Source organism: Pantoea sp. sgz302252 (assembly GCF_047713085.1).
Lineage (GTDB): Bacteria > Pseudomonadota > Gammaproteobacteria > Enterobacterales > Enterobacteriaceae > Scandinavium.
The window spans coordinates 38,434-64,592 of record NZ_JBLFJW010000024.1 but is presented as its reverse complement, the minus strand read 5'-3'; the positions used below and the strand labels follow the sequence as shown (position 1 = coordinate 64,592).

At 54.6% G+C, this 26,159-nt stretch carries 24 protein-coding genes; 8 read left to right on the top strand and 16 right to left on the bottom strand.

Annotation, left to right across the window (positions count from 1 at the left end; all coding sequences use genetic code 11):
• Positions 1-53: 53 nt before the first annotated feature.
• The gene (gene cysG, locus ACLW56_RS17505; RefSeq protein ID WP_330985015.1) at positions 54-1,427 is read left to right on the top strand and encodes a siroheme synthase CysG; all 1,374 of its coding nucleotides are present in this window, start codon (positions 54-56) and stop codon (positions 1,425-1,427) included.
• 175 nt (positions 1,428-1,602) lie between these two features.
• A complete protein-coding gene (locus ACLW56_RS17500; RefSeq protein ID WP_330985014.1) occupies positions 1,603-1,770 on the top strand; it encodes a YhfL family protein in 168 nt (55 codons plus the stop codon).
• 69 nt (positions 1,771-1,839) lie between these two features.
• Here the strand turns inward: ACLW56_RS17500 and trpS are convergent, their stop codons facing one another.
• From trpS to ACLW56_RS17440, 12 genes are all read right to left on the bottom strand, one after another.
• Positions 1,840-2,844: a tryptophan--tRNA ligase gene (trpS, locus tag ACLW56_RS17495; protein ID WP_330985013.1), complete on the bottom strand. Its 1,005-nt coding sequence runs from the start codon at positions 2,842-2,844 to the stop codon at positions 1,840-1,842.
• On the bottom strand, positions 2,837-3,598 hold the full coding sequence (gph, locus tag ACLW56_RS17490) for a phosphoglycolate phosphatase (protein WP_330985012.1): 762 nt from the start codon (positions 3,596-3,598) through the stop codon (positions 2,837-2,839). Before gph ends, trpS begins: the two co-directional genes overlap by 8 nt.
• On the bottom strand, positions 3,591-4,268 hold the full coding sequence (rpe, locus tag ACLW56_RS17485) for a ribulose-phosphate 3-epimerase (RefSeq protein WP_330985011.1): 678 nt from the start codon (positions 4,266-4,268) through the stop codon (positions 3,591-3,593). Before rpe ends, gph begins: the two co-directional genes overlap by 8 nt.
• A 20-nt stretch (positions 4,269-4,288) precedes the next feature.
• The gene (dam, locus tag ACLW56_RS17480; protein WP_330985010.1) at positions 4,289-5,110 is read right to left on the bottom strand and encodes an adenine-specific DNA-methyltransferase; all 822 of its coding nucleotides are present in this window, start codon (positions 5,108-5,110) and stop codon (positions 4,289-4,291) included.
• Positions 5,111-5,231: 121 nt separating this feature from the next.
• Positions 5,232-6,530 (bottom strand): cell division protein DamX, encoded by a 1,299-nt coding sequence (gene damX / locus ACLW56_RS17475; protein ID WP_330985009.1) that lies wholly within the window; start codon positions 6,528-6,530, stop codon positions 5,232-5,234.
• Between the two features lie 89 nt (positions 6,531-6,619).
• Positions 6,620-7,708, bottom strand: a complete 1,089-nt coding sequence (gene aroB, locus ACLW56_RS17470) for a 3-dehydroquinate synthase (protein WP_330985008.1) — start codon at positions 7,706-7,708, stop codon at positions 6,620-6,622.
• A 172-nt stretch (positions 7,709-7,880) separates the two neighbouring features.
• Positions 7,881-8,402: a shikimate kinase AroK gene (gene aroK, locus ACLW56_RS17465; protein ID WP_297196781.1), complete on the bottom strand. Its 522-nt coding sequence runs from the start codon at positions 8,400-8,402 to the stop codon at positions 7,881-7,883.
• Positions 8,403-8,672: 270 nt separating this feature from the next.
• Positions 8,673-9,908, bottom strand: coding sequence for a DNA uptake porin HofQ (hofQ, locus tag ACLW56_RS17460; protein ID WP_330985007.1), 1,236 nt, complete (start codon positions 9,906-9,908; stop codon positions 8,673-8,675).
• On the bottom strand, positions 9,823-10,221 hold the full coding sequence (locus ACLW56_RS17455) for a HofP DNA utilization family protein (RefSeq protein ID WP_330985006.1): 399 nt from the start codon (positions 10,219-10,221) through the stop codon (positions 9,823-9,825). The genes hofQ and ACLW56_RS17455 overlap by 86 nt, the downstream gene beginning before the upstream one ends.
• Positions 10,214-10,636: a hypothetical protein gene (locus tag ACLW56_RS17450; RefSeq protein ID WP_330985005.1), complete on the bottom strand. Its 423-nt coding sequence runs from the start codon at positions 10,634-10,636 to the stop codon at positions 10,214-10,216. Before ACLW56_RS17450 ends, ACLW56_RS17455 begins: the two co-directional genes overlap by 8 nt.
• Positions 10,620-11,198 (bottom strand): PilN domain-containing protein, encoded by a 579-nt coding sequence (locus tag ACLW56_RS17445; protein ID WP_330985004.1) that lies wholly within the window; start codon positions 11,196-11,198, stop codon positions 10,620-10,622. Before ACLW56_RS17445 ends, ACLW56_RS17450 begins: the two co-directional genes overlap by 17 nt.
• Positions 11,161-11,883: a pilus assembly protein gene (locus ACLW56_RS17440; RefSeq protein WP_330985003.1), complete on the bottom strand. Its 723-nt coding sequence runs from the start codon at positions 11,881-11,883 to the stop codon at positions 11,161-11,163. The genes ACLW56_RS17445 and ACLW56_RS17440 overlap by 38 nt, the downstream gene beginning before the upstream one ends.
• Before the next feature lie 118 nt (positions 11,884-12,001).
• Here ACLW56_RS17440 and mrcA point away from each other — a divergent pair, with 118 nt between their 5' ends.
• Complete coding sequence (gene mrcA / locus ACLW56_RS17435) at positions 12,002-14,554, top strand: peptidoglycan glycosyltransferase/peptidoglycan DD-transpeptidase MrcA (RefSeq protein WP_330985002.1); 2,553 nt, start codon at positions 12,002-12,004, stop codon at positions 14,552-14,554.
• A 249-nt stretch (positions 14,555-14,803) separates the two neighbouring features.
• Here the strand turns inward: mrcA and nudE are convergent, their stop codons facing one another.
• Positions 14,804-15,364 carry an ADP compounds hydrolase NudE gene (gene nudE, locus ACLW56_RS17430; RefSeq protein WP_330985001.1) on the bottom strand — a complete coding sequence of 187 codons (561 nt, stop codon included), beginning with the start codon at positions 15,362-15,364 and terminating at the stop codon, positions 14,804-14,806.
• Positions 15,365-15,683: 319 nt separating this feature from the next.
• Between nudE and ACLW56_RS17425 the strand changes: the two genes are divergently transcribed.
• The 4 genes from ACLW56_RS17425 to hslO all read left to right on the top strand — a co-directional run bounded on the left by ACLW56_RS17425 (position 15,684) and on the right by hslO (position 19,882).
• A complete protein-coding gene (locus tag ACLW56_RS17425) occupies positions 15,684-17,831 on the top strand; it encodes an intracellular growth attenuator family protein (protein WP_330985000.1) in 2,148 nt (715 codons plus the stop codon).
• Positions 17,832-17,899: 68 nt separating this feature from the next.
• Entirely contained in the window at positions 17,900-18,568 is a 669-nt protein-coding gene (yrfG, locus tag ACLW56_RS17420; protein WP_330984999.1) for a GMP/IMP nucleotidase, read from the top strand.
• Between the two features lie 10 nt (positions 18,569-18,578).
• On the top strand, positions 18,579-18,980 hold the full coding sequence (gene hslR / locus ACLW56_RS17415) for a ribosome-associated heat shock protein Hsp15 (RefSeq protein WP_330984998.1): 402 nt from the start codon (positions 18,579-18,581) through the stop codon (positions 18,978-18,980).
• Between the two features lie 23 nt (positions 18,981-19,003).
• Complete coding sequence (gene hslO / locus ACLW56_RS17410) at positions 19,004-19,882, top strand: Hsp33 family molecular chaperone HslO (RefSeq protein WP_330984997.1); 879 nt, start codon at positions 19,004-19,006, stop codon at positions 19,880-19,882.
• Between the two features lie 135 nt (positions 19,883-20,017).
• Here the strand turns inward: hslO and ACLW56_RS17405 are convergent, their stop codons facing one another.
• Positions 20,018-21,766, bottom strand: coding sequence for a DUF4153 domain-containing protein (locus ACLW56_RS17405; protein ID WP_330984996.1), 1,749 nt, complete (start codon positions 21,764-21,766; stop codon positions 20,018-20,020).
• A 374-nt stretch (positions 21,767-22,140) separates the two neighbouring features.
• Between ACLW56_RS17405 and pckA the strand changes: the two genes are divergently transcribed.
• Entirely contained in the window at positions 22,141-23,757 is a 1,617-nt protein-coding gene (gene pckA, locus ACLW56_RS17400; protein ID WP_330984995.1) for a phosphoenolpyruvate carboxykinase (ATP), read from the top strand.
• A gap of 132 nt (positions 23,758-23,889) precedes the next feature.
• On the opposite strand, the gene envZ is transcribed toward pckA, so the two are convergent.
• Positions 23,890-25,242: a two-component system sensor histidine kinase EnvZ gene (envZ, locus tag ACLW56_RS17395; protein ID WP_330984994.1), complete on the bottom strand. Its 1,353-nt coding sequence runs from the start codon at positions 25,240-25,242 to the stop codon at positions 23,890-23,892.
• Positions 25,239-25,958, bottom strand: a complete 720-nt coding sequence (gene ompR, locus ACLW56_RS17390) for a two-component system response regulator OmpR (protein WP_001157751.1) — start codon at positions 25,956-25,958, stop codon at positions 25,239-25,241. The genes envZ and ompR overlap by 4 nt, the downstream gene beginning before the upstream one ends.
• Positions 25,959-26,159: the final 201 nt, after the last annotated feature.

The window sequence follows — 26,159 nt, the reverse complement described above, 5'->3', positions numbered from 1 at the left end:
CCGGCGGCGTTCTGCCGCCGGACTTCTTTCCCCTTCATTGCTGCGAGACGCCCATGGACCACTTACCCATTTTCTGCCAACTGCGCGATCGAGACTGCCTGCTAGTCGGCGGTGGTGACGTTGCCGAACGTAAAGCCCGTCTGTTACTGGACGCAGGCGCACGGCTGACGGTCAATGCGCTCGAGTTTGCGCCCCAGTTCCACGTCTGGGCGGAAGCGGGCATGTTGACACTGGTTGAAGGGGAATTTGATGACACGCTGCTCGACAAAAGCTGGCTGGCTATTGCTGCCACGGATGACGATGCGGTGAATCATCACGTCAGTGAAGAAGCGGAAAAACGCCGGATATTCTGTAATGTGGTCGATGCGCCTAAACAGGCCAGTTTCATCATGCCGTCCATTATCGACCGTTCCCCGCTGATGGTCGCTGTTTCTTCGGGCGGAGCCTCCCCGGTGCTGGCGCGTTTACTGCGTGAAAAGTTAGAGTCTCTGTTGCCGCAGCATCTGGGTCAGGTTGCCCATTTCGCGGGCCAGCTTCGCTCACGCGTCAAACAACAGTTTGCTACCGTGGGTGAGCGTCGCCGCTTCTGGGAAAAGCTGTTCGTGAACGATCGCCTGGCTCAGTCATTGGCGAATCAAGACGAGCAGGCCGTGCAAACCAGCACTGAGCAATTGTTAAACGAACCGCTGGATAACCGCGGTGAAGTGGTGCTGGTTGGCGCAGGCCCTGGCGATGCGGGGCTGCTGACGCTGAAAGGCCTGCAGCAAATTCAGCAGGCGGATATCGTGGTCTATGACCGTCTGGTGTCCGACGACATTATGAATCTGGTGCGCCGCGATGCTGACCGGGTGTTTGTGGGCAAGCGTGCTGGCTATCACTGCGTGCCGCAGGAAGAGATTAACCAAATTCTGCTGCGTGAAGCGCAGAAAGGGAAACGCGTGGTGCGCCTCAAAGGCGGCGATCCGTTTATCTTCGGGCGTGGTGGCGAGGAGCTGGAAACGCTGTGCAATGCAGGTATTCCGTTCTCCGTTGTACCTGGGATTACCGCAGCATCCGGTTGTTCTGCCTATGCAGGTATCCCACTGACACATCGCGATTACGCCCAAAGCGTACGTCTGGTCACCGGTCACCTGAAAACGGGAGCGGAACTCGACTGGCATAATCTGGCGGCAGAAAAACAGACGCTGGTGTTCTATATGGGGCTTAATCAGGCAGCGACCATCAGCGAAAAACTGCGAGAGCACGGTATGGAGGCGAATATGCCTGTCGCGCTGGTGGAAAACGGCACGACTATCAAACAGCGCGTGGTTGCAGGCACGCTGGATGAGCTTTCCGCGTTGGCGCAACAAGTGGCCAGCCCGGCGCTGATTATCGTTGGGCGTGTTGTCGCGCTGCGCGAAAAACTCAACTGGTTCTCAACCCACTGATATTCACCCGCTACATGAACGAGTAATGGGGCCTTTTCAAGTCCGCATTCAGACGGCAAAATCCCCCTCACAATCCTCTCTCTCCCCCTCTTCTGTGCTTAAATTCCCACCGGAGATAAACGCCCCGGCGTGATCCTCTGCGTTTACGTAACTTAAAAATTAAAGGGATATTGGCATGAAAAACATGGTTAAAGCGTTTGCCTTATTGGCTGTTATTTCCACCCTGACGGCCTGCACCGGCAGCATCCAGAACAAAAATAAATCCTGTAGCTACGATTACCTGCTGCACCCAGCCATTTCTATTTCCAAAATCATCGGCGGCTGTGGCCCGACAGACGAGTAAGCGTTACCGCTGTTCTTAGCGATAAAAAAAACCGGGCAATCCCGGTTTTTTTGTCTTCAGCGTCTGACCTTACGGATGCGCCACAAACCCAATCGCTTCGTAGACCGCTTTCAGCGTTTTTGAAGCATGTTCGCGTGCTTTAGCAGCCCCGTCTTTCATCACTTTATTCAGCAGGGCTTCGTCATTGCGGAAGCGGTTGTAACGCTCCTGCAGTTCGCTCAGCATGCCAGACACGGCATCAGCCACTTCACCTTTCAGGTGGCCGTACATCTTGCCTTCGAAGTGCTGCTCCAGCTCTGGGATCGTCTTGCCCGTCACACCGGAGAGGATATCCAGCAGGTTGGAAACACCCGCTTTGTTCTGCACGTCGTAGCGCACAACAGGTGGTTCATCGCCGTCGGTCATCGCACGTTTGATTTTCTTCACCACCGATTTCGGATCTTCCAGCAGGCCGATAACGTTGTTGCGGTTATCGTCGGACTTGGACATCTTCCTGGTCGGCTCCAGCAGCGACATCACGCGCGCGCCCGATTTCGGAATGAACGGCTCAGGCACCTTGAACACCTCACCGTACAGCGCGTTGAAGCGCTGAGCGATATCACGGCTCAGCTCCAGATGCTGTTTCTGATCTTCGCCAACCGGCACCTGATTGGTCTGATACAGCAAAATATCTGCCGCCATCAGCACCGGGTAATCGAACAGACCAGCGTTGATGTTCTCAGCGTAGCGCACTGACTTGTCCTTAAACTGGGTCATGCGGCTCAGCTCGCCGAAATAGGTGTAGCAGTTCAGTGCCCAGCCTAACTGTGCGTGCTCGGGCACATGGGACTGAACAAAGATGGTGCTCTTCTCTGGATCGATACCGCAGGCCAGATACAGTGCGAGGGTGTCCAGTGTCGCTTTGCGCAGCTTTTCTGGGTCCTGGCGGGCGGTGATGGCATGCAGGTCAACGATACAGTAGATGCAGTGATAGTCGTCCTGCATGTTGACCCACTGACGCAGCGCACCCATGTAGTTACCAATGGTTAATTCACCGGACGGCTGTGCGCCACTAAATACGATGGGCTTAGTCATTTTTCACTTCCTGAATTTCACTGTGCGGGAGCCCGAGTGCGGGCAACAAATCGTTAAAACGGTCATAGACGACATCGGGATTGCTGTCGGCAATCGCTTCGCCGTAGTTATAGCCATAGGTCAGGCCCACTGAGCAGCAGCCAGCGGCCTGCGCGGCAAGAATATCATTGCGTGAGTCACCCACAAACAGCAGCTCTGCGGGCGCAAGGGATAATTTTCCTGCCACCAACAGGAGCGGTTCCGGATGCGGCTTTTTGTTCTTCACGTCATCGCCACCGACAACCACGGTGAAATATTTCGCGATATCCAGCGCTTCCAGAATAGGGGCAACAAACGGGGAAGGCTTGTTGGTGACCAGCGCCAGCGGCAAGCCTTTGGCATGCAGCGCGCTTAACGTTTCGGCCACTGCCGGGAACAAATAGCTGCCCTCTTCGGCAAATTCTGCGTAGTAACGGTCAAACAGCTTACGCAGTACGCGCTGCTGCTCTTCCTGCGGGATATCGTCATGATCGACAGACGGCTTGCCCTGCTGTGCACGCAGCGAAGCACGCTCCTGGCGCGCCCACGTCAGCGCACGTTCCATCAGAACGTCGGCTCCGTTGCCAATCCAGGTAATAACACGCTCTTCGCCTGCCGTCGGTAATTCCAGCGCATAGAGTGCGCTGTCCACAGCGGCCGTTAAGCCCGGAGCGCTGTCAACCAGCGTGCCATCGAGATCAAAAGCCACGCCGCGGATAGAATCGAATTTACTCATGACTTACCTTTGCCAGTTCACTGCGCATGTCATCAATCACTTTCTTGTAATCCGGCTGGTCAAAAATGGCCGAGCCAGCCACAAACATATCGGCACCTGCAGCGGCAATCTCGCGGATATTCGCGGCCTTCACGCCACCGTCCACTTCCAGGCGGATATCACGCCCTGACGCATCAATGCGGCGGCGCACTTCGCGCAGCTTATCAAGCGTGTGAGGAATAAAGGACTGACCGCCAAAACCCGGGTTAACGGACATCAGCAAAATCACATCGAGTTTATCCATCACGTGATCCAGGAAGCTCAGCGAAGTCGCAGGATTGAGCACCAGACCGGCTTTACAGCCGTGTTCTTTAATCAGCTGTAACGAGCGATCAACGTGTTCGGACGCTTCAGGATGGAAAGTGATAATGCTGGCGCCTGCTGCGGCAAAATCCGGGATAATACGATCGACCGGTTTGACCATCAGGTGCACATCAATCGGAGCGGTGATGCCGTAATGACGCAGGGATTTGAGCACCATCGGACCCATCGTCAGGTTCGGCACATAATGGTTATCCATTACGTCGAAGTGGACGACATCACCACCAGCCGCCAGGGCTTTCGCGGTGTCTTCACCCAGACGGGCAAAATCGGCCGACAGAATCGACGGGGCAATCAAATACTGTTTCATCCGCATCTCCTTGAAAACGTTTATGGGGCAACCGGGCGATAGAGCGCCAACAGTTCATCCACCTTCTTTCGTGTGCCGCCATTGCTGCTGATACTGCGACGCACTTTGACCTTAAAATGCTTTGCTTCTTTGTACCACTCGCGGGTATCCGGCGTGTCATGGTTTGAAATTAACACCGGGATTTGCTTACTGACCAGTTTTTCCGCCATTTCCGCCAGGTGCTTTTGCTGGTCTGGCGTGAAGCTGTTGGTGTGGTAGGCGGTAAAATTGGCAGTCGCTGAGAGCGGCGCATACGGCGGATCGCAGTAGACCACCGACTCTTTATTCGCCATTGCCATGCACGCTTCGTAAGACAGGCAATAGAACTCGGCGTGCTGCGCCTTCTGCGCAAAATGGTTCAGTTCCGCTTCCGGGAAGTAAGGCTTTTTGTAACGCCCGAACGGCACGTTAAACTCGCCCTTCAGGTTGTAGCGGCATAACCCGTTGTAACCATGACGATTCAGATACAAAAACAGCACCGCGCGGCGCAGCTTGTCTTTCGTGAGATTGAACTCATCCCGCCGCTGATAGTAGATTTCTGCGTTGTTGTTAGCGGGGGTAAACATCAGCTTCGCTTCGCGAATGTACTCGTCGGTACGGGTTTTAACGATGTTGTAGAGATCAATCAGGTCACTGTTGATATCCGCCAGAATGTAGCGGGAATAGCTGGTATTGAGGAACACAGAACCAGCCCCGACAAAAGGCTCGATAAGACACTCGCCCTTCGGCAAATGTTTTTCAATATCGTTGAGCAGCGGGTATTTTCCCCCTGCCCATTTCAAAAAAGCGCGATTTTTTTTCATGCTGTCTGACTGCTTACACTTTTCCCGGCTGAGGAGAAAAGGCTCCTACAGCATCCTGCGCTTAAAAACACAGTCGCCTTCAGCCCGCGAATGCAGACTGAAGGCGTTGTGTCATGGACGACTACTGTTTCAGATCAGACTGAACCTGATGCAGCGGTTTTGCCCATGGGTTTTTCGCCTGAACATCCGCAGGCAGTGCAGTAACTGCGCGTTTCGCTTCATCTTTCGAAGCATAAACACCGCTCACCAGCACATACCATGGCTGACCATTACGAGTGGTCTGATAGACCACATATTTTTGGATATTCTCTTTCTTCGCCCAGTTATTCAGGTTGTCGTAGTTCGACGAACTGCTGAGCTGCAGGGTGTAATGGCTACCTGGTGCTGATTTCAGGGAACCTACATCACCCGTTTCTTTGCCGCCTGTAGCTGCAGAAGCCGTTGCTGCCGGAGCCGCTGTCGCCGCAGGTTTCGCTGCTGCGGTGGCTGCTGGTTTTGCCGCTTCAACTGGCGCTGCCGGTTTTACTGGCGTGCTGGTGGCTGCAGTTGTGGTTTCTGTACGCTTCGGCTGAGCAACAGGTTTTGGCTCAGCTTTGACTGTGGCCTGAGGCTTAGTCTGCGGCTTCGGCTCAATCACCGTGTGCTTACGTTCAGGGCGTGAGGTTGCCGCTGGTGCCGTTTCTGCAGTATTGGTGGTCGCCTGGCGCGGAGCGCTGCCGCCGCGAACAGGTGCAACAGTGGCAGGTTCAGTCGGCAGAGTGGAATTCGCCACCGCACTGTCAATCTGACCTTGCTGCTGGTTCAGGGCATTATTCAGGTCACCCTGAACTTCAACACGCTGCTGACCATCAGGCGCAACGGTATTCTGCCCTTGAGTTGGGGTTGAGGAAATGGGCGGCAGAGAAACATCCTGCTGCGGATTTCCTGCGGCTTGTCCCGCTGGCGTCGCGCCTGGCGCAGGTTGGGCACCATTTGCCTGATCGGCAGGAGATCCATTACTTCCGGACAAGTCGACGCTCTTCTCACCGGATGTCGCCGCTTGCTCACCAGAAGTGGACGGCGCTTTCAGCGCAGAACCAATGCCGATAATCAGCACCAGCAGTACGACAATGCCCAGACCCATCATGATGTACTGGCGAGAAGCCGGTTTGCGGGCAGGCATTTTTTTGCGTTTGCGTGGACGACGCTCAACGGGGGCTTCTTCCTCGCCGTCGTCATCAGATTCGTAATACTCTTCTTCCTCTTCGCGCTCGTCACGCACTTTACGTGTGCGAGCCGGGCGGCGCTCGTCTGCGTCTAAATCAACATCATCGAAGTTGATCTGCTGATCGTTTTCACGATCGGAAGACTGACGGGAACGACCAGCACGACGATCGCTGGGATCGGGTTTCAGCTCGTCTTCTGGTTTGAATTCATCCATTTAACACCCCACTAAAAGGCTTATGCCAGCGACACTGCACATCACCTGAAGTTATAACGCCGCATCAGCGGCATGACCTTTCTTATTAGTTACGCCTGCTGAGTATCAGCAATAGCGCCAAGAACCACATCGTGCGCCACACCACCACGCACTTCACTTTTGCCAATTGCCAGCGGCAAGACCAGACGCATTTCGCCCGCAAGCACCTTTTTATCCCGCATCATGTGCGGCAGGTAAGCTTCGGCGGACATCTCTTGCGGCCCGGAGACCGGGAGGTTTGCGCGCTTAAGCAAAGCAATAATACGCTGAGTATCCTGTGCTGCAAACTGACCGAGACGTTCAGAAGCCTGCGCCGCCATGACCATACCGGCCGCGACAGCTTCACCGTGCAGCCAGTTACCGTAGCCCATTTCGGCTTCGATAGCATGACCAAAGGTATGCCCCAGATTCAGTAAAGCACGTAAGCCTGTTTCTCGCTCGTCTGCCGCAACAACTTCGGCTTTCAGCTCACAACAACGACGAATGCAGTAAGCCATTGCTTTTTCATCCAGCGCCAGCAAAGCATCGATATTGTTTTCAAGCCAGAAGAAGAATTCTGAATCCAGAATGATGCCGTACTTGATAACTTCAGCCAGACCCGAAGAGAGCTCGCGTGCAGGCAGCGTTTTCAGGCAATCGAGATCGACAACAACATTCACTGGCTGCCAGAAGGCGCCAATCATGTTCTTACCGAGAGGATGGTTAACGGCTGTTTTGCCTCCAACGGAGGAATCAACCTGAGAGAGGAGCGTGGTCGGCACCTGAATAAAGCGCACGCCGCGCTGATAACTGGCAGCAGCAAATCCTGTCAGATCGCCCACAACCCCACCACCCAGCGCGATAAGCGTAGTATCGCGACCGTGCGGTTTCTGCAGCAATGCGGTGAAAACGGTGTCCATCACCGCCAGCGTTTTGTACTGCTCGCCGTCAGGAATGATGACGCTGTCGACTTTCACGCCAGCCTGCTCAAGCACCGATCGCACCTTGTCCAGATAGACAGGCGCCAGTGTTTCATTGGTGACCAGCATAGCCTGGTCGCCGGATTTCAGTGGCAGAAAGGAAGCTGGATCGTTAAACAAACCAGCCGCGATGGTAATCGGGTAACTACGTTCCCCGAGAGTTACAGTGAGCCTCTCCATAACGCGACGTCCACCTTAGTTACTTGAATTCGCTGGCGAGTTACACGCTATCCTTCAGGCTGCTTTTTTATCACTGGCTTTTTGCGCCCCGGTTGCTGGCCTATGCCAGCAAGAGTTCACGCCGTTGCCGCCATGATGCAGCTTGAACGATGCCGTATAGCGCTAACCAGAATCAGTTACTTTCCAGCATATGAATGATTTGGTTCGCCACCACTTTCGCGCTCTGATCGTCAGTGCGAATGGTGACATCAGCAATCTCTTCATACAGAGGATTGCGCTCGCCCGCCAGGGCTTCCAGAACTTCACGCGGAGGCGTTTCAACCTGCAGCAACGGACGCTTTTTATCGCGCTGAGTGCGTGCCAGTTGTTTTTCGATCGTTGTTTCAAGATACACAACGACGCCACGGGCGGAGAGGCGATTTCGTGTTTCACGAGATTTCACAGAGCCGCCGCCAGTAGCCAGCACAATACCCTGTTTTTCCGTTAACTCGTTGATGATTTTTTCTTCACGATCACGGAAACCGTCTTCGCCTTCGACATCGAAGACCCAGCCCACGTCAGCGCCTGTGCGTTTCTCAATCTCTTGATCAGAATCGTAGAATTCCATGTTGAGCTGTTGAGCTAACTGGCGCCCAATAGTGCTTTTGCCGGCACCCATAGGCCCAACCAGAAAGATATTGCGTTTCTCTGCCATTTTTTCGGTACTACTAAGACTATTTCGTTAATAATAAACCCGCGCCGTGAACACCTTGGACGACGCTGGACATGAACTGAAACCTCATAAGCGATAGTGCGAGAGTCAGACCGAAAATTATCTCAATACTCCGGCAGGTTTGGCAACTCTAATCATTACCGGATATTGCAGGGCGCCGACTCTCAAATCGGTACTCCTTGTATGCTAAATCCGGTCTCACGTCAAACACCTGAAACGTGTTCAGTAAGAAAAAGCGTTGCCTGAAAACGTTTATTGCACAGAAATAATACGCGGTGTGATGAAGACGACCAGTTCGCGTCGCTCGCTATCTTTGCCATCATGACGGAACAATTGCCCCAACCACGGGATATCCCCAAGCAGCGGCACACTGTCTCGTGCGGACTTGTTCTTCTGCGAGAAAATGCCGCCTAATGCCAGCGTCTCACCGCTTTTCACTTCCACCTGCGTTTCAATTTCCTGCTTATCTATCGCCAACACTTCGCCATCGGCCTGTTGCAGTACCTGACCTGGCATATCTTCCGTTATCTTCAGTTTGAGACGCACCCGGTTCTTCTGTAAGACCGTTGGCGTCACTTCCATCCCTAATACCGCTTCCTTAAATTCGACCGATGTCGCTCCACTGTCGCCGCTGGATACCTGATAAGGAATTTCGCTGCCCTGCTTTATGCTCGCCGGTTGCAGATGTGAAGCTAATAGATGAGGGCTGGCGATAATCTCAACTTGCTGCTTTTGTTCCAGCGCCGAGAGTTCAAGCTCCAGCAGACGCCCGCTGATTTTGCCAATGTTAAACCCGGCATGCGTTGTGGCATCCGCCACAGAGAGATCGGCAGACAACGTCGTCACCTTGCCTGAACCGCCCCCGCCCTCCGCCTCGGCAAGGCTCCACTTCACGCCAAGCTCACGCAGGCTTTTTTCGGTCATGGTGACGATATGCGCCGTGAGCTCCACCTGGCCGACGGGCTCATCCATCTCTGCGGCCCAGGCTAGCAGATCTGTCAGGTGCGCCTCGTCGTCTTTGATAAGCAAGCGGTTGGTTCTTTTATCTACTGTTAGCGTTCCTCTGCTGCTCAGCAGTTTCTCTCCGGCTTTCGCGAGTTCTGTTGCATCCGCGTAATGCACCGCAACGCTTTGGCCTTTCAGCGGCAAGGCAAGTTGCTGCTTCTGGCGTTCGGCTTCGTTTTGGGCCTGTTTCTCTGCCAGCCAGCCCCGAGTATGAACAAACAGAATGTTGCTTCGGGTTTCAAGCACCAGTTCCGCACTGTTGAGCACCGTCTGTAAGGCCTGTTTCCACGGCACGTTGTTGAGCTGCAGCGAAATTTGTCCGTTCACGTCCGGCGCTATCACAATGTTACGCTCGCCGAGCCCGGCTAAACTCTGAAGCAACTGCACAACGGGCACCTCATCGACCACCAGCGTGACGGTTTTTTCTTTCGCTACGGCGGCTGTCGTCAGGCACAGCAGCCCCAGCAGTATCCTTCGAATCATGGTTCGTTCCTTCTTTAACCCAACGCCACTGCGAGGGTTCGCACTCTGCATTAAGGGTGAGATCAATCTGTTCCCGAGTGATCCCTGAGACTGTCCACCGGTTCTCCAACTGTTGCCCTGGTCGCAGACGGTGCCATTTCCCATCGGCATCCTGCACAATGCCGGTGACTTGCCCGCCAAAGTCAGCCATGCCGCGGTAATGCCACATCGCTAGCTGAGAGGCAGAACACTTATCCTCCGGGATCTGGAAAGGATCGCGCATCCCTAATAACCCGGGAATAAGAACCAAAAGCAGTACGCGCCAGCTATTCATTGCCGATGGACTCCAGCTGCAGCGTTATCCTTAACCTTCCTTTTTCAGGCTGGAGGCTGAAGGCTTTAATGGCTCTGTCACTTGCGGCAAGTTGGCTAAACGCCCCCATTAGCGTCGACCACTCTCCTTCCAGCACCAGTTCCCCTCCGGAAGCCGCTGGCTGCCAGCTCACCAGGCTGCGCTGAAAAGCCAGAGCGGAAAACGGCACCGTTTTCGAGAGAGGGAATGGATTTTGCTCTAACCGTAATGGCATCACTTTGCGCCATTGCGCCTGCAAGCTGTGGTCAGACGGCGGCTGATCAGGAGACTGATAGCAAATCACACAGATGATGGCCGACACCGAAAGCATCAGTACCCAGCTTCCAGGGCGTGCAGATGCAGGCAAGTCGCACCAGCGATCAGCGAGCGCCAACATCCGCTTCCCTCACTCGCAGCTGGTAACTGAATTGCCATCGTCCCTGCTTATCCTGGCGGGTGGGCCCCGGTATGACGGAAGCAAAGCCGGGCAAGCTTTTTACCATTTGATCGACGGACGAAAGCGCAGGGAAACGCATCGCCATGCCTGTCAACGCGAACTGATTGTCCTGCCACTGCAGCGCGGTAAGCCATGCCTGATCGGGCAGCTTTTCGGCCAGAGTGAGCAACATGGCTTCCCAGTTCGCGGTCTGTTTTCGCCTGAGTTCATGGGTCTGCGCTGCCGCCCAACGCTGGTGTTGTTCGCGAAGCGCTTTCTCCTTATTAGCCAATTCCGCTGACAACTCCCGTTCATTCGTGCGATACACTTCCTGCCAGGCTAAGAACTGGCTGTGCGCCAGCCGCCCCGTAGCAATCTGGAAAATTGCCACCAGCCAGAGGCCGGAAAACATCATCAGCCAAAACCGCACGCAGCGGCGGCGTCTCGCTTCCCGCCAGCTCAGCAAATTCACCGGACGCCGCATCTCAGCTCGCTCCCACAGCCAGCGCCAACGCGATGGCAAAAGCGTCTCCGCTTTCGGGCAGAGGCGGCTGGAGCTGGTTTAACGGGAACCATGGATTGAACGTCTCCCCAACCTGAGTCTGCGTAGTGCAAGGCAAAAACTCCTCGAACTGCTCAGGACTTCTTCCCCAGCTTTCGCGCGTCGCCCAAAGCCAGTGATCCCCGTCGCGCCAGCACAAGCCCGGCACCGCCTCTGAAATCCAGGGCAGGAAGTTTTGCAGCGCGCAGGCATCCGGCGTAATAGCAAACAGATTCAACCTGGCAGCGCGTAATCGCTGTTGCAGAAGGCTGATGTCTCTTCTGCGCGCAGCGGTCACGCTATAGCTGTTGGCGTCCGTATCGTGGAAATCAAAAGCCAGCGTGTTGGCGGGCACCTCAAGCTGCTGCGAGACCGTGTTCACTATCCACTGAACCTGCTCGCTTTCCCGCAGGTGCATTTGTGGCGGAGGTAACTGTTTTTGCAGCGTATCGGCTGCGGGAAGCGCAACGGCTATCCTGTGATAACGCGGCATTTCACGCCGAATTTTGCATAACGCCGCGATCACTTTTGGCTCCGTTACCTCCCCCGCGAGGGGAATTTGCCACCAGCGGCGTAATGCCAGCCCAAACCGTGTTCTTTGTAGCGCAACACAGACCACGCTATCTTGCTGAAAGTGCAACCCTGCTTGCCAGTGACTGTAAGTCATTCTTACGATCTCCTTATCCTTCAAACCATTCCGGCTATATCAATGCTTCAGGCTTGCCTTTATACTACTGCGCGTTTGTTTATAAACTGCCCAATTGCCACTTAATGGGAAATCTCCGGTGAAGTTCGTAAAGTATTTATTCATCCTTGCAGTCTGTTGCATTCTGCTGGGAGCAGGCTCGATATACGGCCTCTACAAATTCATTGAGCCGCAGCTGCCTGACGTTGCCACGCTCAGAGACGTGCGCCTGCAAATCCCGATGCAGATCTACAGTGCTGATGGCGAGCTCATCGCGCAGTACGGTGAAAAACGCCGTATTCCCGTCACGCTCAGTCAAATGCCGCCTGAACTGGTCAAAGCCTTCATTGCGACAGAAGACAGCCGCTTCTACGAGCACCACGGCGTCGACCCGGTAGGGATTTTCCGTGCGGCAAGCGTAGCCCTGTTCTCCGGCCACGCTTCGCAAGGGGCGAGTACCATTACTCAGCAGCTCGCGCGTAACTTCTTCCTCAGCCCAGAAAAGACCCTGACGCGTAAGATCAAAGAAGTCTTTCTGGCGATTCGCATTGAGCAGTTGCTGAACAAAGACGAAATTCTTGAGCTCTACCTGAACAAGATTTACCTCGGCTACCGAGCCTATGGCGTGGGTGCAGCAGCGCAGGTCTATTTTGGTAAGTCGGTCGATCAGCTGACGCTTAGCGAAATGGCCGTGATTGCCGGTCTGCCCAAAGCGCCATCGACCTTCAACCCGCTGTATTCGATGGACAGAGCAACAGCCCGTCGTAACGTCGTCCTGTCGCGCATGCTGAGCGAGAATTACATTGCTCAGGCTCAATACAACGAAGCCGTCGGCCAGCCGATTGATGCCAGCTACCATGCGCCGGAAATCGCCTTCTCTGCTCCTTACCTCACGGAAATGGTGCGTCAGGAGATGTATCACCGTTACGGTGAAAAGGCGTATGAAGACGGTTATCGCATCTACACCACCATCACCCGCAAAGATCAGTTAGCCGCACAAACCGCTTTGCGTAATAACGTGATGGATTACGACATGCGCCATGGTTATCGCGGCCCGGCCAACGTGCTGTGGAAAATTGGCGAGACTCCGTGGGACAGCAAGAAAATCACCGACGTCCTGAAGAGCCTGCCAACCTATGGGCCGCTTGAGCCTGCCGTGGTGACAGCTGCAAATCCTCAGGAAGCTACGGTGATGATGGCGGACGGTACCTCCATCGCGCTGAACATGGACGGCATGCGCTGGGCGCGTCAGTATCGTTCAGATACTCAGCAAGGCCCAACACCGCGCAAAGTCACCGATGTCGTGCAGACAGGGCAACAAATTTGGGTTCGTCAGGTGGATGAAACCTGGTGGCTGGCGCAAGTCCCGGATGTGAACTCCGCGCTGGTGTCCCTCAATCCACAAAACGGCGCCATCATTGCGCTGGTCGGTGGGTTTGATTTCAACCAGAGCAAATTTAACCGCGCGACTCAGGCGCTGCGTCAGGTTGGTTCCAACATCAAACCCTTCCTGTACACCGCCGCGATGGATAAAGGCCTGACGCTGGCCAGCATGCTGAACGACGTGCCCATCTCCCGCTGGGATGCCGGTGCCGGTTCAGACTGGAGTCCTAAGAACTCACCGCCAGAATATGCGGGTCCAATTCGTCTGCGTCAGGGGCTGGGTCAGTCCAAAAACGTGGTGATGGTTCGCGCGATGCGTGCGATGGGCGTGGATTACGCCGCAGAATACCTGCAACGCTTTGGCTTCCCGTCGGATAACATTGTTCGCACCGAATCACTGGCGCTCGGTTCCGCTTCCTTTACGCCACTGCAGGTAGCTCGCGGCTATTCCGTGATGGCTAACGGCGGTTTCCTGATTGACCCGTATTTCATCAGCAAGATTGAGAATGATATGGGCGGCGTGATTTTTGAAGCCAAACCGAAAGTGGCGTGTGCAGACTGCGATATCCCGGTGATTTACGGCGATACGCCGAAATCCAACGTGCTGGAAAATCAGAACGTTGAAGATGTCGCCACCTCACAGGAACCTCAGAACTCCTCTGTACCGATGCCAAGCCTTGAACAAGCGAACCAGGCGCTGGTTGCACGCAGCGGCGGTCAGGAATACGCCCCGCACGTGATCAGCACCCCGCTGTCGTTCCTGATCAAGAGCGCCCTGAACACCAATATCTTCGGTGAGCCAGGCTGGCAGGGAACGGGCTGGCGTGCAGGCCGTGATCTTAAACGTCATGACATCGGCGGTAAAACAGGGACGACCAACAGCTCGAAAGATGCCTGGTTCTCCGGTTATGGCCCAGGCGTTGTGACTTCCGTGTGGATTGGCTTTGACGATCATCGTCGTGACCTTGGCCGCACCACGGCCTCCGGGGCGATTAAAGATCAGATTTCAGGTTATGAGGGCGGTGCTAAAAGTGCACAGCCCGCCTGGGATGCCTTTATGAAAACCGTGCTGGAAGGTGTGCCAGAGCAGCCGCTGACGCCGCCAGCAGGCGTGGTCACCATCAATATCGATCGGGGTACTGGTCAACTGGCTAATGGCGGCAACAGCCGTGAAGAATACTTTATTGAAGGGACGCAACCTAACCAACAGGCCGTTCATGAAGTGGGTACAACGCTCATCGATAACGGTGAAGCGCACGAGCTGTTCTGACCCTGATAAAAGCAAAACGGCGACCCTGAGGTCGCCGTTGAGAGTGATGACAAACCTCTAACGAATGAAGATTTGTCATAGGGTGCCTAATAAGAAACAAGGAAAATCAATTTATTGATTTTCGGCTGATAACCACAAAGAAGGAAAAACCACGCTTTTTCCTTCTTTGTCAGCAGTCTGAACGGCGGCCCTGAGGTCGCCGTTTTTTTATGTTTGCATCCTCGCCCTACAGGAGAGGATATCAGGTCGCTACAAACGCCCTTGCCCTTTCAGCCATTCGCGCACAAGGAACAACGCGCTGACATTGCGGGCTTCGTTAAAGTCCGGCTCATCCAGCAGGCTCATCAGATTTGCTAACGGCCAGCGAACCTGAGGCAGCGGTTCTGGCTCATCGCCCGGCAATGATTCAGGGTAGAGGTCTTCAGCAACGATGATGTTCATTTTGCTGGAAAAGTAGGACGGTGCCATGCTGAGCTTTTTCAGGAACGTCAACTGATTCGCCCCGAAGCCCACTTCCTCTTTCAGCTCGCGATTTGCCGCTTCCATGGCGCTTTCGCCGGGGTCAATCAGCCCTTTAGAGAAGCCCAGTTCGTACGATTCTGTGCCCACGGCATATTCGCGGATAAGGATCAGGTGATCGTCAACAATCGGCACTATCATCACGGCTTCGCGCGTAGAAGGACGCATTCTTTCGTACACACGGCGTTCGCCATTGCTGAATTCCAGGTCCACACTTTCCACAGTAAACAGCCGTGAACGAGCAACGGTTTCAACTTTATGCAGGGTGGGTTTTGTTAATGGTTTATCCATGGTGACCTGAGTTTTGGGTGATAACAGGGTAATTGTGCGACATGCCGCACAGTTTAGGCAATTCCTGGCGCTATGTATTTACATTCGCATAACTTTTTGCATGGGTCACTTTTTTGATCAAAAAGTCAAGAGGTTGCAATGAATTTGAGAATTTGCTGATATTCGCATTTACTGACCTCTGATATCCTCAAATGTTGCGTCAGAACGTAATTAATCTTTCAAGTTCTGGGTGATGCGTGCCGATAGCTAACTACGGGCTCACGTTCTGTGTTAATGGGCAACCGACGAAACCTGTAAGAATAAGTATGATGGGAAAAGCATGGGCACCTTTTTGATTCTCCTCGCTGCTATGCTGGTCTGCGCATTGCTTGCAGGGTGGTATTATCGACAGCGCTTACAACACGGAAGACTTCCCCGACTGCATGCTTTTGTGGGCGCGACCACGCGTAAACTGAGCGCGGACGAACGTGCTGCCGCCGAAAGTTATCTCGAAGGCCTGAGCCGCACGCTGGAAGTGCCCGCTTCCGGTGCCACTGTCGCGCCGACAGCGTTAACCCTCAATGCCCAAAGCAATACCGTCTACTGCGTCACCCGATCGATCACTCGCTACGGGATCACCACCGACGATCCGAACAAATGGCGCTACTTCCTCGATTCCGTTGAAATTCACCTCCCGCCGTTCTGGGAACAGCATATTAACGATGAAAACACGGTGGAGCTTATCCATACCGATTCGCTGCCGCTGGTCATCTCGCTCAACGGGCATACTCTTCAGGACCACAAGCAGGAAGCACGTGGTTACGCCCTTGAACAACGCCCTGCCACTCAGGCTTCCATTCGCGGTGAAGAAAGCGAGCAAATTGAACTGCTGAATATTCGCCAGGAAAGCCGCGAAGAGTACGCGCTGAGTCGTCCGGACGGTTTACGTGAAGCGTTGCTTATCGTCAGCGCTTTCCTGTTGTTCTTCTGCGCCTTGATGGTGCCAGAGGTCTTTGTGCCTTGGGTGGCTGGCGGTGCAGTGTTGCTGCTGGCCTTCGGGCTTTGGGGGCTTTTTGCGCCGCCGTCCAAAACATCGCTGCGGGAAATTCACTGCCTGCGCGGCACACCAAAGCGCTGGGGCCTGTTTGGGGAAAACGATCAGGAACAGATCAACAATATCTCGCTGGGCATTATTGACCTGATTTATCCGCGCCACTGGCAGCCGTATATCGGCCAGGATTTAGGCCAGCAAACGGATATCGATATTTACCTCGATCGGCATGTCGTTCGTCAGGGCCGTTTTTTGTCCCTGCACGAAGAAGTAAAACATTTCCCGCTTCAGCACTGGCTGCGTAGCGCCATTATCGCGGGCGGCGCCTTGCTGATTGTGCTGATGCTGTGGATTAGCGTTCCGCTGGGGATGCCATTTAAATTCACGCTGTCGTGGCTGAAAGGCGCGCAGACGATTGAAGCTACCACCGTGAGCCAGCTCGATAAAGCGGGCGTTCGTGTTGGCGATACGCTGCATATCACCGGCATCGGCATGTGCAATATTCATTCGCCTGGCACCTGGACGGCGCAGGAAAACTCGCCGTTCATGCCGTTCGATTGCTCTCAGATTATCTGGAACGATGCGCCTCCGCTGCCACTGCCGGAATCCGAAGTGGTTACCAAGGCCACGGCACTGATGCAGGCGGTGAACCGTCAGTTGCATCCTACTCCGGATGACAGCTCCCGCGTGAGCCCGGCGTTGCGATCCGCCATTCAGAAATCAGGCATGGTGCTGCTGGATGATTTCGCCGACATCGTGCTGAAAACAAAAGATTTGTGTTCCGCTGAAGATGACTGTGCGCGCCTGAAGAATGCGCTGGTTAACCTCGGTAATACCCGTGACTGGGAAACGCTGACCAAACGAGCCAGCTCCGGCAAGCTCGACGGCGTTAACGTTCTGCTTCGCCCGGTTAGCGCGGAATCGCTGGATAATCTGGTCACCACGTCCACCGCGCCGTTTGTGATGCGGGAAACGGCACGAGCGGCACAAGCGTTAAACAGCCCGGCTCCGGGCGGCTTTTTGATTTCCAGTGACGAAGGCAGCGACCTGGTCTCGCAGCCCTGGCCGTCCGTTTCTCTCTATGATTATCCGGCGCACGAGCAATGGGCTGAGTTTCAGCGCCTGGCCGGAATGCTCATGCACACCCCTTTCGTGGCAGAAGGTATTGTCACCAATCTGTTTACCGATGCTAACGGCACTCGCCATCTTAACCTGCACCACATTCCGGACAGTTCCGGGCTGTGGCGTTACATCAGCACCACGCTGCTGATGCTGGCAATGCTGGTGTGCTTTGTCTGGAACGCCCTTCAGGCACTTCGACGCTACCAGCGTCACCGCATGCGCAGGGCGGAAATACAGAAGTATTACGATAGCTGCATCAATCCGGTGTTAATCCCGCCCACGGATGCCCTGCGCCAGGAAAGCTCAGACAGCTAACCCGCCCTGCTCCCGCAAGCGCGACCGGTGTGATACCCTGTCGCGCATTCTTCGGCTGGAGACGCAACATGCATTTTGATATCGCCTGGCAAGAGGTGGATACCGTTTTGCTGGACATGGACGGTACCCTTCTCGACCTCGCCTTCGACACCCATTTCTGGCAAAAGCTGGTTCCTGAAACCTATGGCGCGCAAAACGGCCTCAGCGTTGAGGAAGCGAAGCTGCGGATAAGTCAGGAATATCACGCCGTGCAGCATACGCTAAACTGGTACTGTCTGGATTACTGGAGCGACCGTCTTGGGCTGGATATCTGCGCCATGACCACTGCGCAAGGCCCAAATGCCGTGCTTCGCGAAGACACGGTACCTTTTCTGGATGCTCTGAAGGCCAGCGGGAAGCGTCGAGTGCTGCTCACCAATGCGCATCCACACAATCTGGCGGTGAAGCTGGAACATACCGGCCTGGCTTCACACCTTGATTTATTACTTTCCACCCACACATTTGGTTATCCGAAAGAAGATCAGCGCCTGTGGCGTGCCGTCGCAAAAGAGACAGCGTTAGACGCTCACAAAACGGTGTTCATTGACGACAGCGAGCCCATTCTGGATGCCGCGGCGTTATTTGGCATTCGTTATTGCCTGGGCGTCACCAATCCGGATTCTGGCGTGGCGGAAAAGCAGTATCAGCGTCACCCGGCACTGAACGATTATCGTCGGCTGATCCCCGCGATTCGGTGAAGGAGAAACCATGAAAGAGAAGCCCACAGAAGCCGTCCGGCTGGATAAATGGCTCTGGGCGGCCCGCTTTTATAAAACTCGCGCCATGGCGCGTGAGATGGTTGAAGGCGGCAAAGTTCACTACAACGGCCAGCGTAGCAAGCCGGGCAAAGTGATGGAACTGAACGCCACGCTGACGCTTCGTCAGGGTAATGACGAACGCACGGTGATGGTTAAAAGCATTTCCGAGCAGCGTCGCCCAGCCTCTGAAGCGGTTCTGATGTATGAAGAGACCGCGGAAAGCATCGAGAAACGGGAAAAAATGGCCGTCGCCCGTAAGCTGAATGCGCTGACCATGCCGCACCCGGACCGTCGCCCTGATAAAAAAGAGCGCCGCGACCTGATGAGATTTAAACATGGGGACCGCGAGTAACCGTCCCCTTAAGAGAGAAAACGATGATTCAACACGATCAATTACACCGCTATCTGTTTGAAAACGTGGCCGTACGCGGCGAACTGGTCACCGTCACCGAAACGCTGGACCAGGTGCTGGAAAACCACAACTACCCGCAGCCCGTGAAGAACGTGCTGGCCGAGCTGCTGGTTGCCACCAGCCTGCTGACTGCCACGCTGAAGTTTGCCGGGGATATCACGGTGCAGCTTCAGGGCGATGGCCCAATGTCGCTGGCGGTGATTAACGGTAACAACAATCAGCAGCTGCGCGGTGTGGCTCGTGTCCAGGGTGATATTCCGGCAGATGCCGATTTAAAAACGCTGGTCGGTAACGGCTATCTGGTGATCACCATTGCGCCAGAAGAAGGCGAGCGTTATCAGGGCGTGGTCGGTCTGGAAGGGGACACCCTGGCGGCCTGCCTGGAAGATTACTTCCTGCGTTCTGAACAGCTGCCAACGCGTCTGATCATCCGTACCGGTGAGCACGAAGGCAAAATAGCCGCAGGCGGTATTCTGCTGCAGGTGATGCCTGCGCAAAACGCTCAGGTCCAGGACTTTGAACACCTGGCAACCCTGGCCGACACCATCAAAGCAGAAGAGCTGTTCACCCTGCCAGCAAATGATGTGTTGTGGCGTCTGTTCCATGAAGAAGAAGTGACGGTCTACGATCCGCAAAAGGTGGAGTTCAAATGCACCTGCTCCCGTGAACGCTGTGCCGATGCGTTAAGAACCCTTCCGGATGAAGAGGTCGATAGCATCCTGGCCGATGACGGTGAAATCGACATGCACTGCGATTATTGCAGCAGTCATTACGTCTTCAACGCCATGGACATTGCGGAAATTCGTAACAACGCTTCTCCGGCAGACCCGCAGATTCATTGATTGGGCGAAATGCCGGATGGCGCTAGCGCTGATCCGGCCTACCACACGCTTTGGGCTTGTAGGCCTGGCAAGCATAGCGCCGCCGGGCAATACAAAAAAGCTCCCCGGTTCATTGGGGAGCTTAGTGTAGAACCATTAATTGCTCATGTAATCAATCCCGAGCCGTTCGCCAAATATCGACATATCGTCCCAGTCTTTCTTCAGTGGCATGACTTTTTTCTGATCCAGCGCCCTGAGCACTTCCGCCTTCGTTAAGGCTTTAGGCCATTGTCGCGAGTAGCCAACCCGTTTCCAGGCACTTTGTTCATCTCGGGAATAAACGCCAGCGTTGTTCTCGGTAAACTGGAACAAGATCCACTCTGGTTTTCCATCTCCGTTGAGATCCTGCGCCACCAGCAGACAATCGTCTTTCGTCACCAGGCAGCCCTGTGCAGAGTAGTTATCAGCGCCCAGTGCCTTCCAGAAACCATCGTCCGGTAATGGCATGCCCGGTGCGACGGCAATCATTTCTTTTAACTCGGCTTTATCGAGCACCGCATTGTCTTGCCCGCGTGGGGTAAGCAGCATGGTGAGCTCACGTTTGCGTTGCAGGTCCGCCATAAACTTCTCGTCTTTTTGCAAGGCGATGAGCGCCTTACGCCCTGGTTCCCCAGCCTGACTGAAGAGATACAAGCTCACCTGATCCGCAGTGATCGTTCCGGCCTGATAGCGAGCCATCTGATCGTCCACGCTAATCTTCGAGACATCCAGCAGTGGCGTGCGCAGCAAAACCAACAGCGCAAGGACGACCAAAAAAACAGTGGGCGTCACTTTGCCTTGCAGGCGAAGCGGCTCCTGACGGCTGAACAGCAGGCTAGCGCAGTAGCCGAGCGACCAGATAACCGTGATCCCTGTGACCATCACGCCGTACAGGCGCTCCGGTGTCCAGCCATACTGATCGATGCGAAGCCACAGCGCCCAGGCTGCGATAAAGCCATAAACAGGCAGAACGACTATCGCCGCTGATACCAGATAACGCAGTGCCGCCGGGTAACGCAGTTGAGCGCGTTCAGGGCGCCAGACCACCACGATGAGCATCAGCGAAACCAGCGCCAGGCAGTTGAGCAGCCCTGCCGCAGAGATCCGGTGTGACAGTGTGCTCAGGCCAACAAACGGCAACGCCAGCAGGAAGAGCAAAACCAGCAGTGAGATGAGCGGCAGGAAGCCACTGGCGACCAGTGTCAGCAGATTTTGCACCGCCTTCACTTTCTTCTCCTGACTGCGGGCAAGCAGCACGATGGCGGAGGCAATCACACCCGTTGTCACGGCAAAAAACCAGCCCGTTTCAAAAAAGGCTTTGTAAAACAGTTCAATATTGATCATCTGGAACAGCTTCGCCCAGAGCAGCATGATGAGCCAGAACAGACCCACCGCGATGCCAACCATCAGCATCGTTAACCCGTTGTCCCAACAGCGGCGATAAAATGCGTGATAGAACGCCGGTTCGTCTGAGGATTCAAACCGCCATTGCAGCCAGGGTAAGGCCAGCAAGCCAATCAGCATCAACTGTGCGCCAAAGCCAAGCCACCACGGCTGCAAATCCCACTTTTCCAACCCTGCCAGATTGTCGTACCAGCTGGCGACAACCGTGAACAACAGCAGTAACACCGCAACGCTCATCACTCCCGTCAGTCGTTGTACAAGCGAACGGCGAGTCGCGGTGAAAACGGTCGCCACCATCACCACCGGAGGCACCGCCATCACGGTCATAGCCAAATACCACAAGTTATCGTCAATACCGTGCGGGAACTGGTAATAGCGGGCAATAAAGTAAAAAAGCCCACCCAGCAACGCACCCACTCCCACCACGCTCGCGCGGGCCACCTGCGAAATCCTGTTTTCCATAGCAACCACCCTGTCAGAGAAAGCCGTATTGTCGTTCACGCTTAAAAAATGCGCACGCCTTGATCACGCTTTTCAGAATACCAGCCGCGAAGTGAATCGATTTTTGCTGTAACGCTTTCGTCATTTTCTTTCAGGAATGCGATTACATTCACATTCCATCAGTTCATTAAACCATTCGTTAACCGTTTAAGAACATTTCCCCCCATTCAAAAACGTTTCCTGCCATAATCTGTCTCGCCTCGTGACAGGAGTCACCGTGTTTTCCGTTAGTTTGACATCAGTCCGGATACGCAATTCTATGAGCCTCGTCGCGGTAAGAAACCTCTGAAAAACCCTACAATCATTAGCAGAACATTTGGCTAAGGAGCAGTGATATGCGTGTTAATGGTATTACCCCGCAGGATCTCAAGGCTTATGGTATCAATGACGTTCAGGATATCGTCTACAACCCCGATTACGACACTCTGTATCAGGAAGAGCTCAACCCCAATCTGGAAGGGTACGAGCGAGGCGTGTTGACGAATCTTGGTGCTATCAATGTCAACACCGGTATCTTTACCGGCCGTTCGCCGAAAGATAAGTACATTGTCCGTGACGACACCACCCGCGACACCGTGTGGTGGGCAGATAAAGGTAAGGGTAAGAACGACAATAAAGCGCTCTCCCCCGAAACCTGGCAGCATCTGAAGAAACTCGTTACCCATCAACTTTCTGGTAAGCGCCTGTTTATTATCGACGCTTACTGCGGCGCCAACGCCGACACCCGCCTGTGCGTGCGCTTTATCACTGAAGTGGCATGGCAGGCCCACTTCGTGAAAAATATGTTCATTCGCCCAACCGACGAAGAGCTGGCGACCTTCAAGCCTGATTTCGTGGTGATGAACGGCGCGAAGTGCACCAACCCGCAGTGGAAAGAACAGGGCCTGAACTCTGAAAACTTCGTGGCGTTTAACCTGACCGAGCGTGTCCAGCTGATTGGCGGCACCTGGTACGGCGGCGAAATGAAGAAAGGGATGTTCTCCATCATGAACTACCTGCTGCCGCTGAAAGGCATTGCTTCGATGCACTGTTCAGCGAACGTCGGCGAAAAAGGCGATGTGGCGGTGTTCTTCGGCCTGTCGGGTACCGGCAAAACCACCCTGTCCACCGACCCGAAACGCCGCTTAATTGGCGATGACGAACACGGTTGGGATGATGACGGCGTGTTTAACTTTGAAGGCGGCTGCTACGCGAAGACGATTCGTCTGTCTGAAGAAGCCGAACCGGACATCTTCCACGCGATCCGTCGTGATGCGCTGCTGGAAAACGTCACCGTACGTGCCGATGGCAGCATCGATTTTGACGATGCGTCGAAGACCGAAAACACCCGTGTCTCCTACCCGATTTACCACATCGACAACATCGTTAAGCCAGTGTCGAAAGCCGGTCATGCTACGAAGGTGATTTTCCTGACCGCTGACGCCTTCGGTGTGTTGCCGCCGGTTTCCCGCCTGACGGCGAACCAGACGCAGTATCACTTCCTTTCTGGCTTCACAGCGAAACTGGCAGGCACCGAGCGCGGCGTCACCGAGCCAACGCCAACCTTCTCTGCTTGTTTCGGCGCGGCGTTCCTGTCGCTGCACCCAACCCAGTACGCTGAGGTGCTGGTGAAACGCATGCAGGCTTCTGGCGCGCAGGCTTATCTGGTGAACACTGGCTGGAACGGAACTGGCAAGCGCATCTCTATCAAAGATACCCGTGCGATTATCGACGCTATCCTTGACGGTTCGCTGGATGAAGCCGAAACCTTCACCCTGCCGATGTTTGACCTGCAAATCCCGACCGAATTGCCGGGCGTGGACACACACATTCTGGACCCGCGTAACACCTACGCATCCCCAGAACAGTGGCAGGAAAAAGCAGAAACGCTGGCAAAACTGTTTGTGGAAAACTTTGAGAAGTACACCGACACCCCTGCGGGTGCGGCATTGGTTGAGGCTGGACCGAGGTAAACTGCAAAACCTTCTCTTCGGAGAAGGTTTTTAGTGTTTGCTCCCTCGCCCTGTGGGAGAGGGTCGGGGTGAGGGCATCAGACCGCACAAAACAAAAAGCCCGTTGCATCATTCTCTGCAACGGGCATTTTTTTAACTCTCTTTGGTGCCGCTGGACGTACGTACAACCGGCACCGGCAACCACGCACGAATCAATAGCCCACCACGCTCGCTGGTATCAATTTCCAGCAGGCCGTTATGGTTGTCGATAATACGTTGCACAATCGCCAGACCCAGGCCTGTGCCGCTGGTGCTGCGTGCGCTGTCACCGCGAACGAACGGCTGGAACAGGTGTTTGCGCTGTTCAGGTTTAATGCCTGGACCGTCGTCTTCCACCTGGAACCACACGCGGTTCGGTTCGCTGCCGCTGCTGACTTTTATCCAGCCATTGCCGTAGCGAGCGGCGTTCACCACCATGTTGGCAACGGCACGTTTGATCGACAACGGATGCATCCGCACAGGAATTTCACCTGCCTGCATTTCGGTTTCAATCTCACGCTCGTAACCGCTTTCCGCAGCCACCACTTCACCCAGCACGGCATTGAGGTCTGCCAGTTCCATTGGCATCTCCTGGCCTGTGCGCAGGTAGTCGATGAACTGCTCGATGATAGCGTTACACTCTTCGATATCCTTGTTGATGGATTCCGCGAGATAGCCGTCCTCTTCACCCATCATCTCTGTCGCCAGACGAATGCGGGTCAGCGGCGTACGCAAATCATGGCTCACACCCGCCATTAACAACGTACGGTCATCGGCAAGCTGTTTCACGCCTGCCGCCATATGGTTAAAGGCTCGCGTGACCGACCGCACCTCCGACGCGCCATACTCACGCAGCGGCGGCGGAATGATGCCTTTCCCGACCTGCAAGGCAGCATGTTCGAGATCGACAAGGGGTCGGTTTTGTATTCGGATAAACAGCCACGCGCCGCCTATCGCCAACAGCATAATCGCCAGGGTATAGCGGAACAGCGGCGAGAAGTCGCCCTGATGGATTTCTGTCAGCGGAACGCGCACCCAGATGTTGGGTGACAACCAGGTTTTCAGCCACACCACCGGCGAGCTTTTGTTAACCTCAACGCGAACTTCGGTTGGGCCACCCAGCTGCTGCGCCATCTGCTGGCTAAGGAATTCGTAATGTTGCGCCCAGCGTAAGCCTGCGTCTTCCGCTGCTTCATCGGAGTAGAGCGAAATGCCCAGCTCGCGGTAAATCTCACGACGAAAAGCCGGCGGCACCACTAACTGGGTGCCGTCTTCAAGCTGCAACTTGTCGGTCATCAGCATACGAACTTCGTAGGCCAGAACCTTATTGAACTGCTGAAGGCTCGGCAAAATCGCGAAGTTCAGCACCACAAGATAGGTCGTCACCAGGCTGACGAACAGCAGGGTGACGATGAGAAGCAGCGTGCGGGCAAATGAACTTCGTGGTGAGAAGCGCATTCGCCTCATGCTTTAGAACCGTCCGGCACGAACACGTAGCCCAGACCCCAAACGGTCTGAATGTAACGCGGATGCGCAGGATCTTCTTCCACCATGCGGCGCAGACGGGAAATTTGTACGTCGATGGAACGCTCCATGGCCGAATATTCACGGCCACGCGCCAGGTTCATCAGCTTGTCGCGAGACAGCGGTTCACGCGGATGGCTGACCAGCGCCTTGAGGACCGCGAACTCACCGCTGGTCAATGGCATTGGCTCATCTTCACGGAACATCTCACGCGTGCCGAGGTTCAGTTTGAATTTACCGAAGGCGATAACCGCTTCTTCCTGCGAAGGTGCGCCTGGCAGTTCGTTCGCCTGACGACGCAGCACGGCACGGATACGCGCCAACAGTTCACGAGGGTTGAAGGGCTTAGGAATGTAGTCGTCGGCACCGATTTCCAGGCCCACGATACGGTCAACTTCTTCCCCTTTCGCCGTCACCATGATGATCGGCATCGGGTTGCTCTGGCTACGCAGGCGGCGGCAAATAGACAGGCCATCTTCGCCAGGCAGCATCAAATCCAGCACCATCAGGTGGAAGGATTCACGGGTTAACAGCCTGTCCATCTGTTCGGCGTTGGCTACGCTTCGAACCTGGAAGCCTTGCTCGGTCAGATAACGTTCGAGCAGCGCACGCAGGCGCATGTCGTCATCCACAACAAGAATCTTATAATTCTCTTGCATTGGTTTTACTCCCAGAAGATTCGCAACAATCAGAGTGCGTATTCTCAAAAAAGCCTACGCTACGCTCCAGTTAAATCTGGTATAAATTCTAGCCTAAATTGTTACAAAGCATATTTAACAGCAGCTTATCTGTACATTTCATCACAGAAAACTATTTTTTAGCCAATTCACTGAGACTTTGAGGCAAAATGTGCGCAAGAG

What these genes read in the sequence shown, in the direction of transcription:
- cysG (WP_330985015.1), top strand. Translation starts at nt 54, where the DNA reads ATGGACCACTTACCCATTTTCTGCCAACTGCGCGATCGAGACTGCCTG.
- ACLW56_RS17500 (WP_330985014.1), top strand. Translation starts at nt 1,603, where the DNA reads ATGAAAAACATGGTTAAAGCGTTTGCCTTATTGGCTGTTATTTCCACC.
- trpS (WP_330985013.1), bottom strand. Translation starts at nt 2,844, where the DNA reads ATGACTAAGCCCATCGTATTTAGTGGCGCACAGCCGTCCGGTGAATTA.
- gph (WP_330985012.1), bottom strand. Translation starts at nt 3,598, where the DNA reads ATGAGTAAATTCGATTCTATCCGCGGCGTGGCTTTTGATCTCGATGGC.
- rpe (WP_330985011.1), bottom strand. Translation starts at nt 4,268, where the DNA reads ATGAAACAGTATTTGATTGCCCCGTCGATTCTGTCGGCCGATTTTGCC.
- dam (WP_330985010.1), bottom strand. Translation starts at nt 5,110, where the DNA reads ATGAAAAAAAATCGCGCTTTTTTGAAATGGGCAGGGGGAAAATACCCG.
- damX (WP_330985009.1), bottom strand. Translation starts at nt 6,530, where the DNA reads ATGGATGAATTCAAACCAGAAGACGAGCTGAAACCCGATCCCAGCGAT.
- aroB (WP_330985008.1), bottom strand. Translation starts at nt 7,708, where the DNA reads ATGGAGAGGCTCACTGTAACTCTCGGGGAACGTAGTTACCCGATTACC.
- aroK (WP_297196781.1), bottom strand. Translation starts at nt 8,402, where the DNA reads ATGGCAGAGAAACGCAATATCTTTCTGGTTGGGCCTATGGGTGCCGGC.
- hofQ (WP_330985007.1), bottom strand. Translation starts at nt 9,908, where the DNA reads ATGATTCGAAGGATACTGCTGGGGCTGCTGTGCCTGACGACAGCCGCC.
- ACLW56_RS17455 (WP_330985006.1), bottom strand. Translation starts at nt 10,221, where the DNA reads ATGAATAGCTGGCGCGTACTGCTTTTGGTTCTTATTCCCGGGTTATTA.
- ACLW56_RS17450 (WP_330985005.1), bottom strand. Translation starts at nt 10,636, where the DNA reads ATGTTGGCGCTCGCTGATCGCTGGTGCGACTTGCCTGCATCTGCACGC.
- ACLW56_RS17440 (WP_330985003.1), bottom strand. Translation starts at nt 11,883, where the DNA reads ATGACTTACAGTCACTGGCAAGCAGGGTTGCACTTTCAGCAAGATAGC.
- nudE (WP_330985001.1), bottom strand. Translation starts at nt 15,364, where the DNA reads ATGGATAAACCATTAACAAAACCCACCCTGCATAAAGTTGAAACCGTT.
- ACLW56_RS17425 (WP_330985000.1), top strand. Translation starts at nt 15,684, where the DNA reads ATGGGCACCTTTTTGATTCTCCTCGCTGCTATGCTGGTCTGCGCATTG.
- yrfG (WP_330984999.1), top strand. Translation starts at nt 17,900, where the DNA reads ATGCATTTTGATATCGCCTGGCAAGAGGTGGATACCGTTTTGCTGGAC.
- hslR (WP_330984998.1), top strand. Translation starts at nt 18,579, where the DNA reads ATGAAAGAGAAGCCCACAGAAGCCGTCCGGCTGGATAAATGGCTCTGG.
- hslO (WP_330984997.1), top strand. Translation starts at nt 19,004, where the DNA reads ATGATTCAACACGATCAATTACACCGCTATCTGTTTGAAAACGTGGCC.
- ACLW56_RS17405 (WP_330984996.1), bottom strand. Translation starts at nt 21,766, where the DNA reads ATGGAAAACAGGATTTCGCAGGTGGCCCGCGCGAGCGTGGTGGGAGTG.
- pckA (WP_330984995.1), top strand. Translation starts at nt 22,141, where the DNA reads ATGCGTGTTAATGGTATTACCCCGCAGGATCTCAAGGCTTATGGTATC.
- envZ (WP_330984994.1), bottom strand. Translation starts at nt 25,242, where the DNA reads ATGAGGCGAATGCGCTTCTCACCACGAAGTTCATTTGCCCGCACGCTG.
- ompR (WP_001157751.1), bottom strand. Translation starts at nt 25,958, where the DNA reads ATGCAAGAGAATTATAAGATTCTTGTTGTGGATGACGACATGCGCCTG.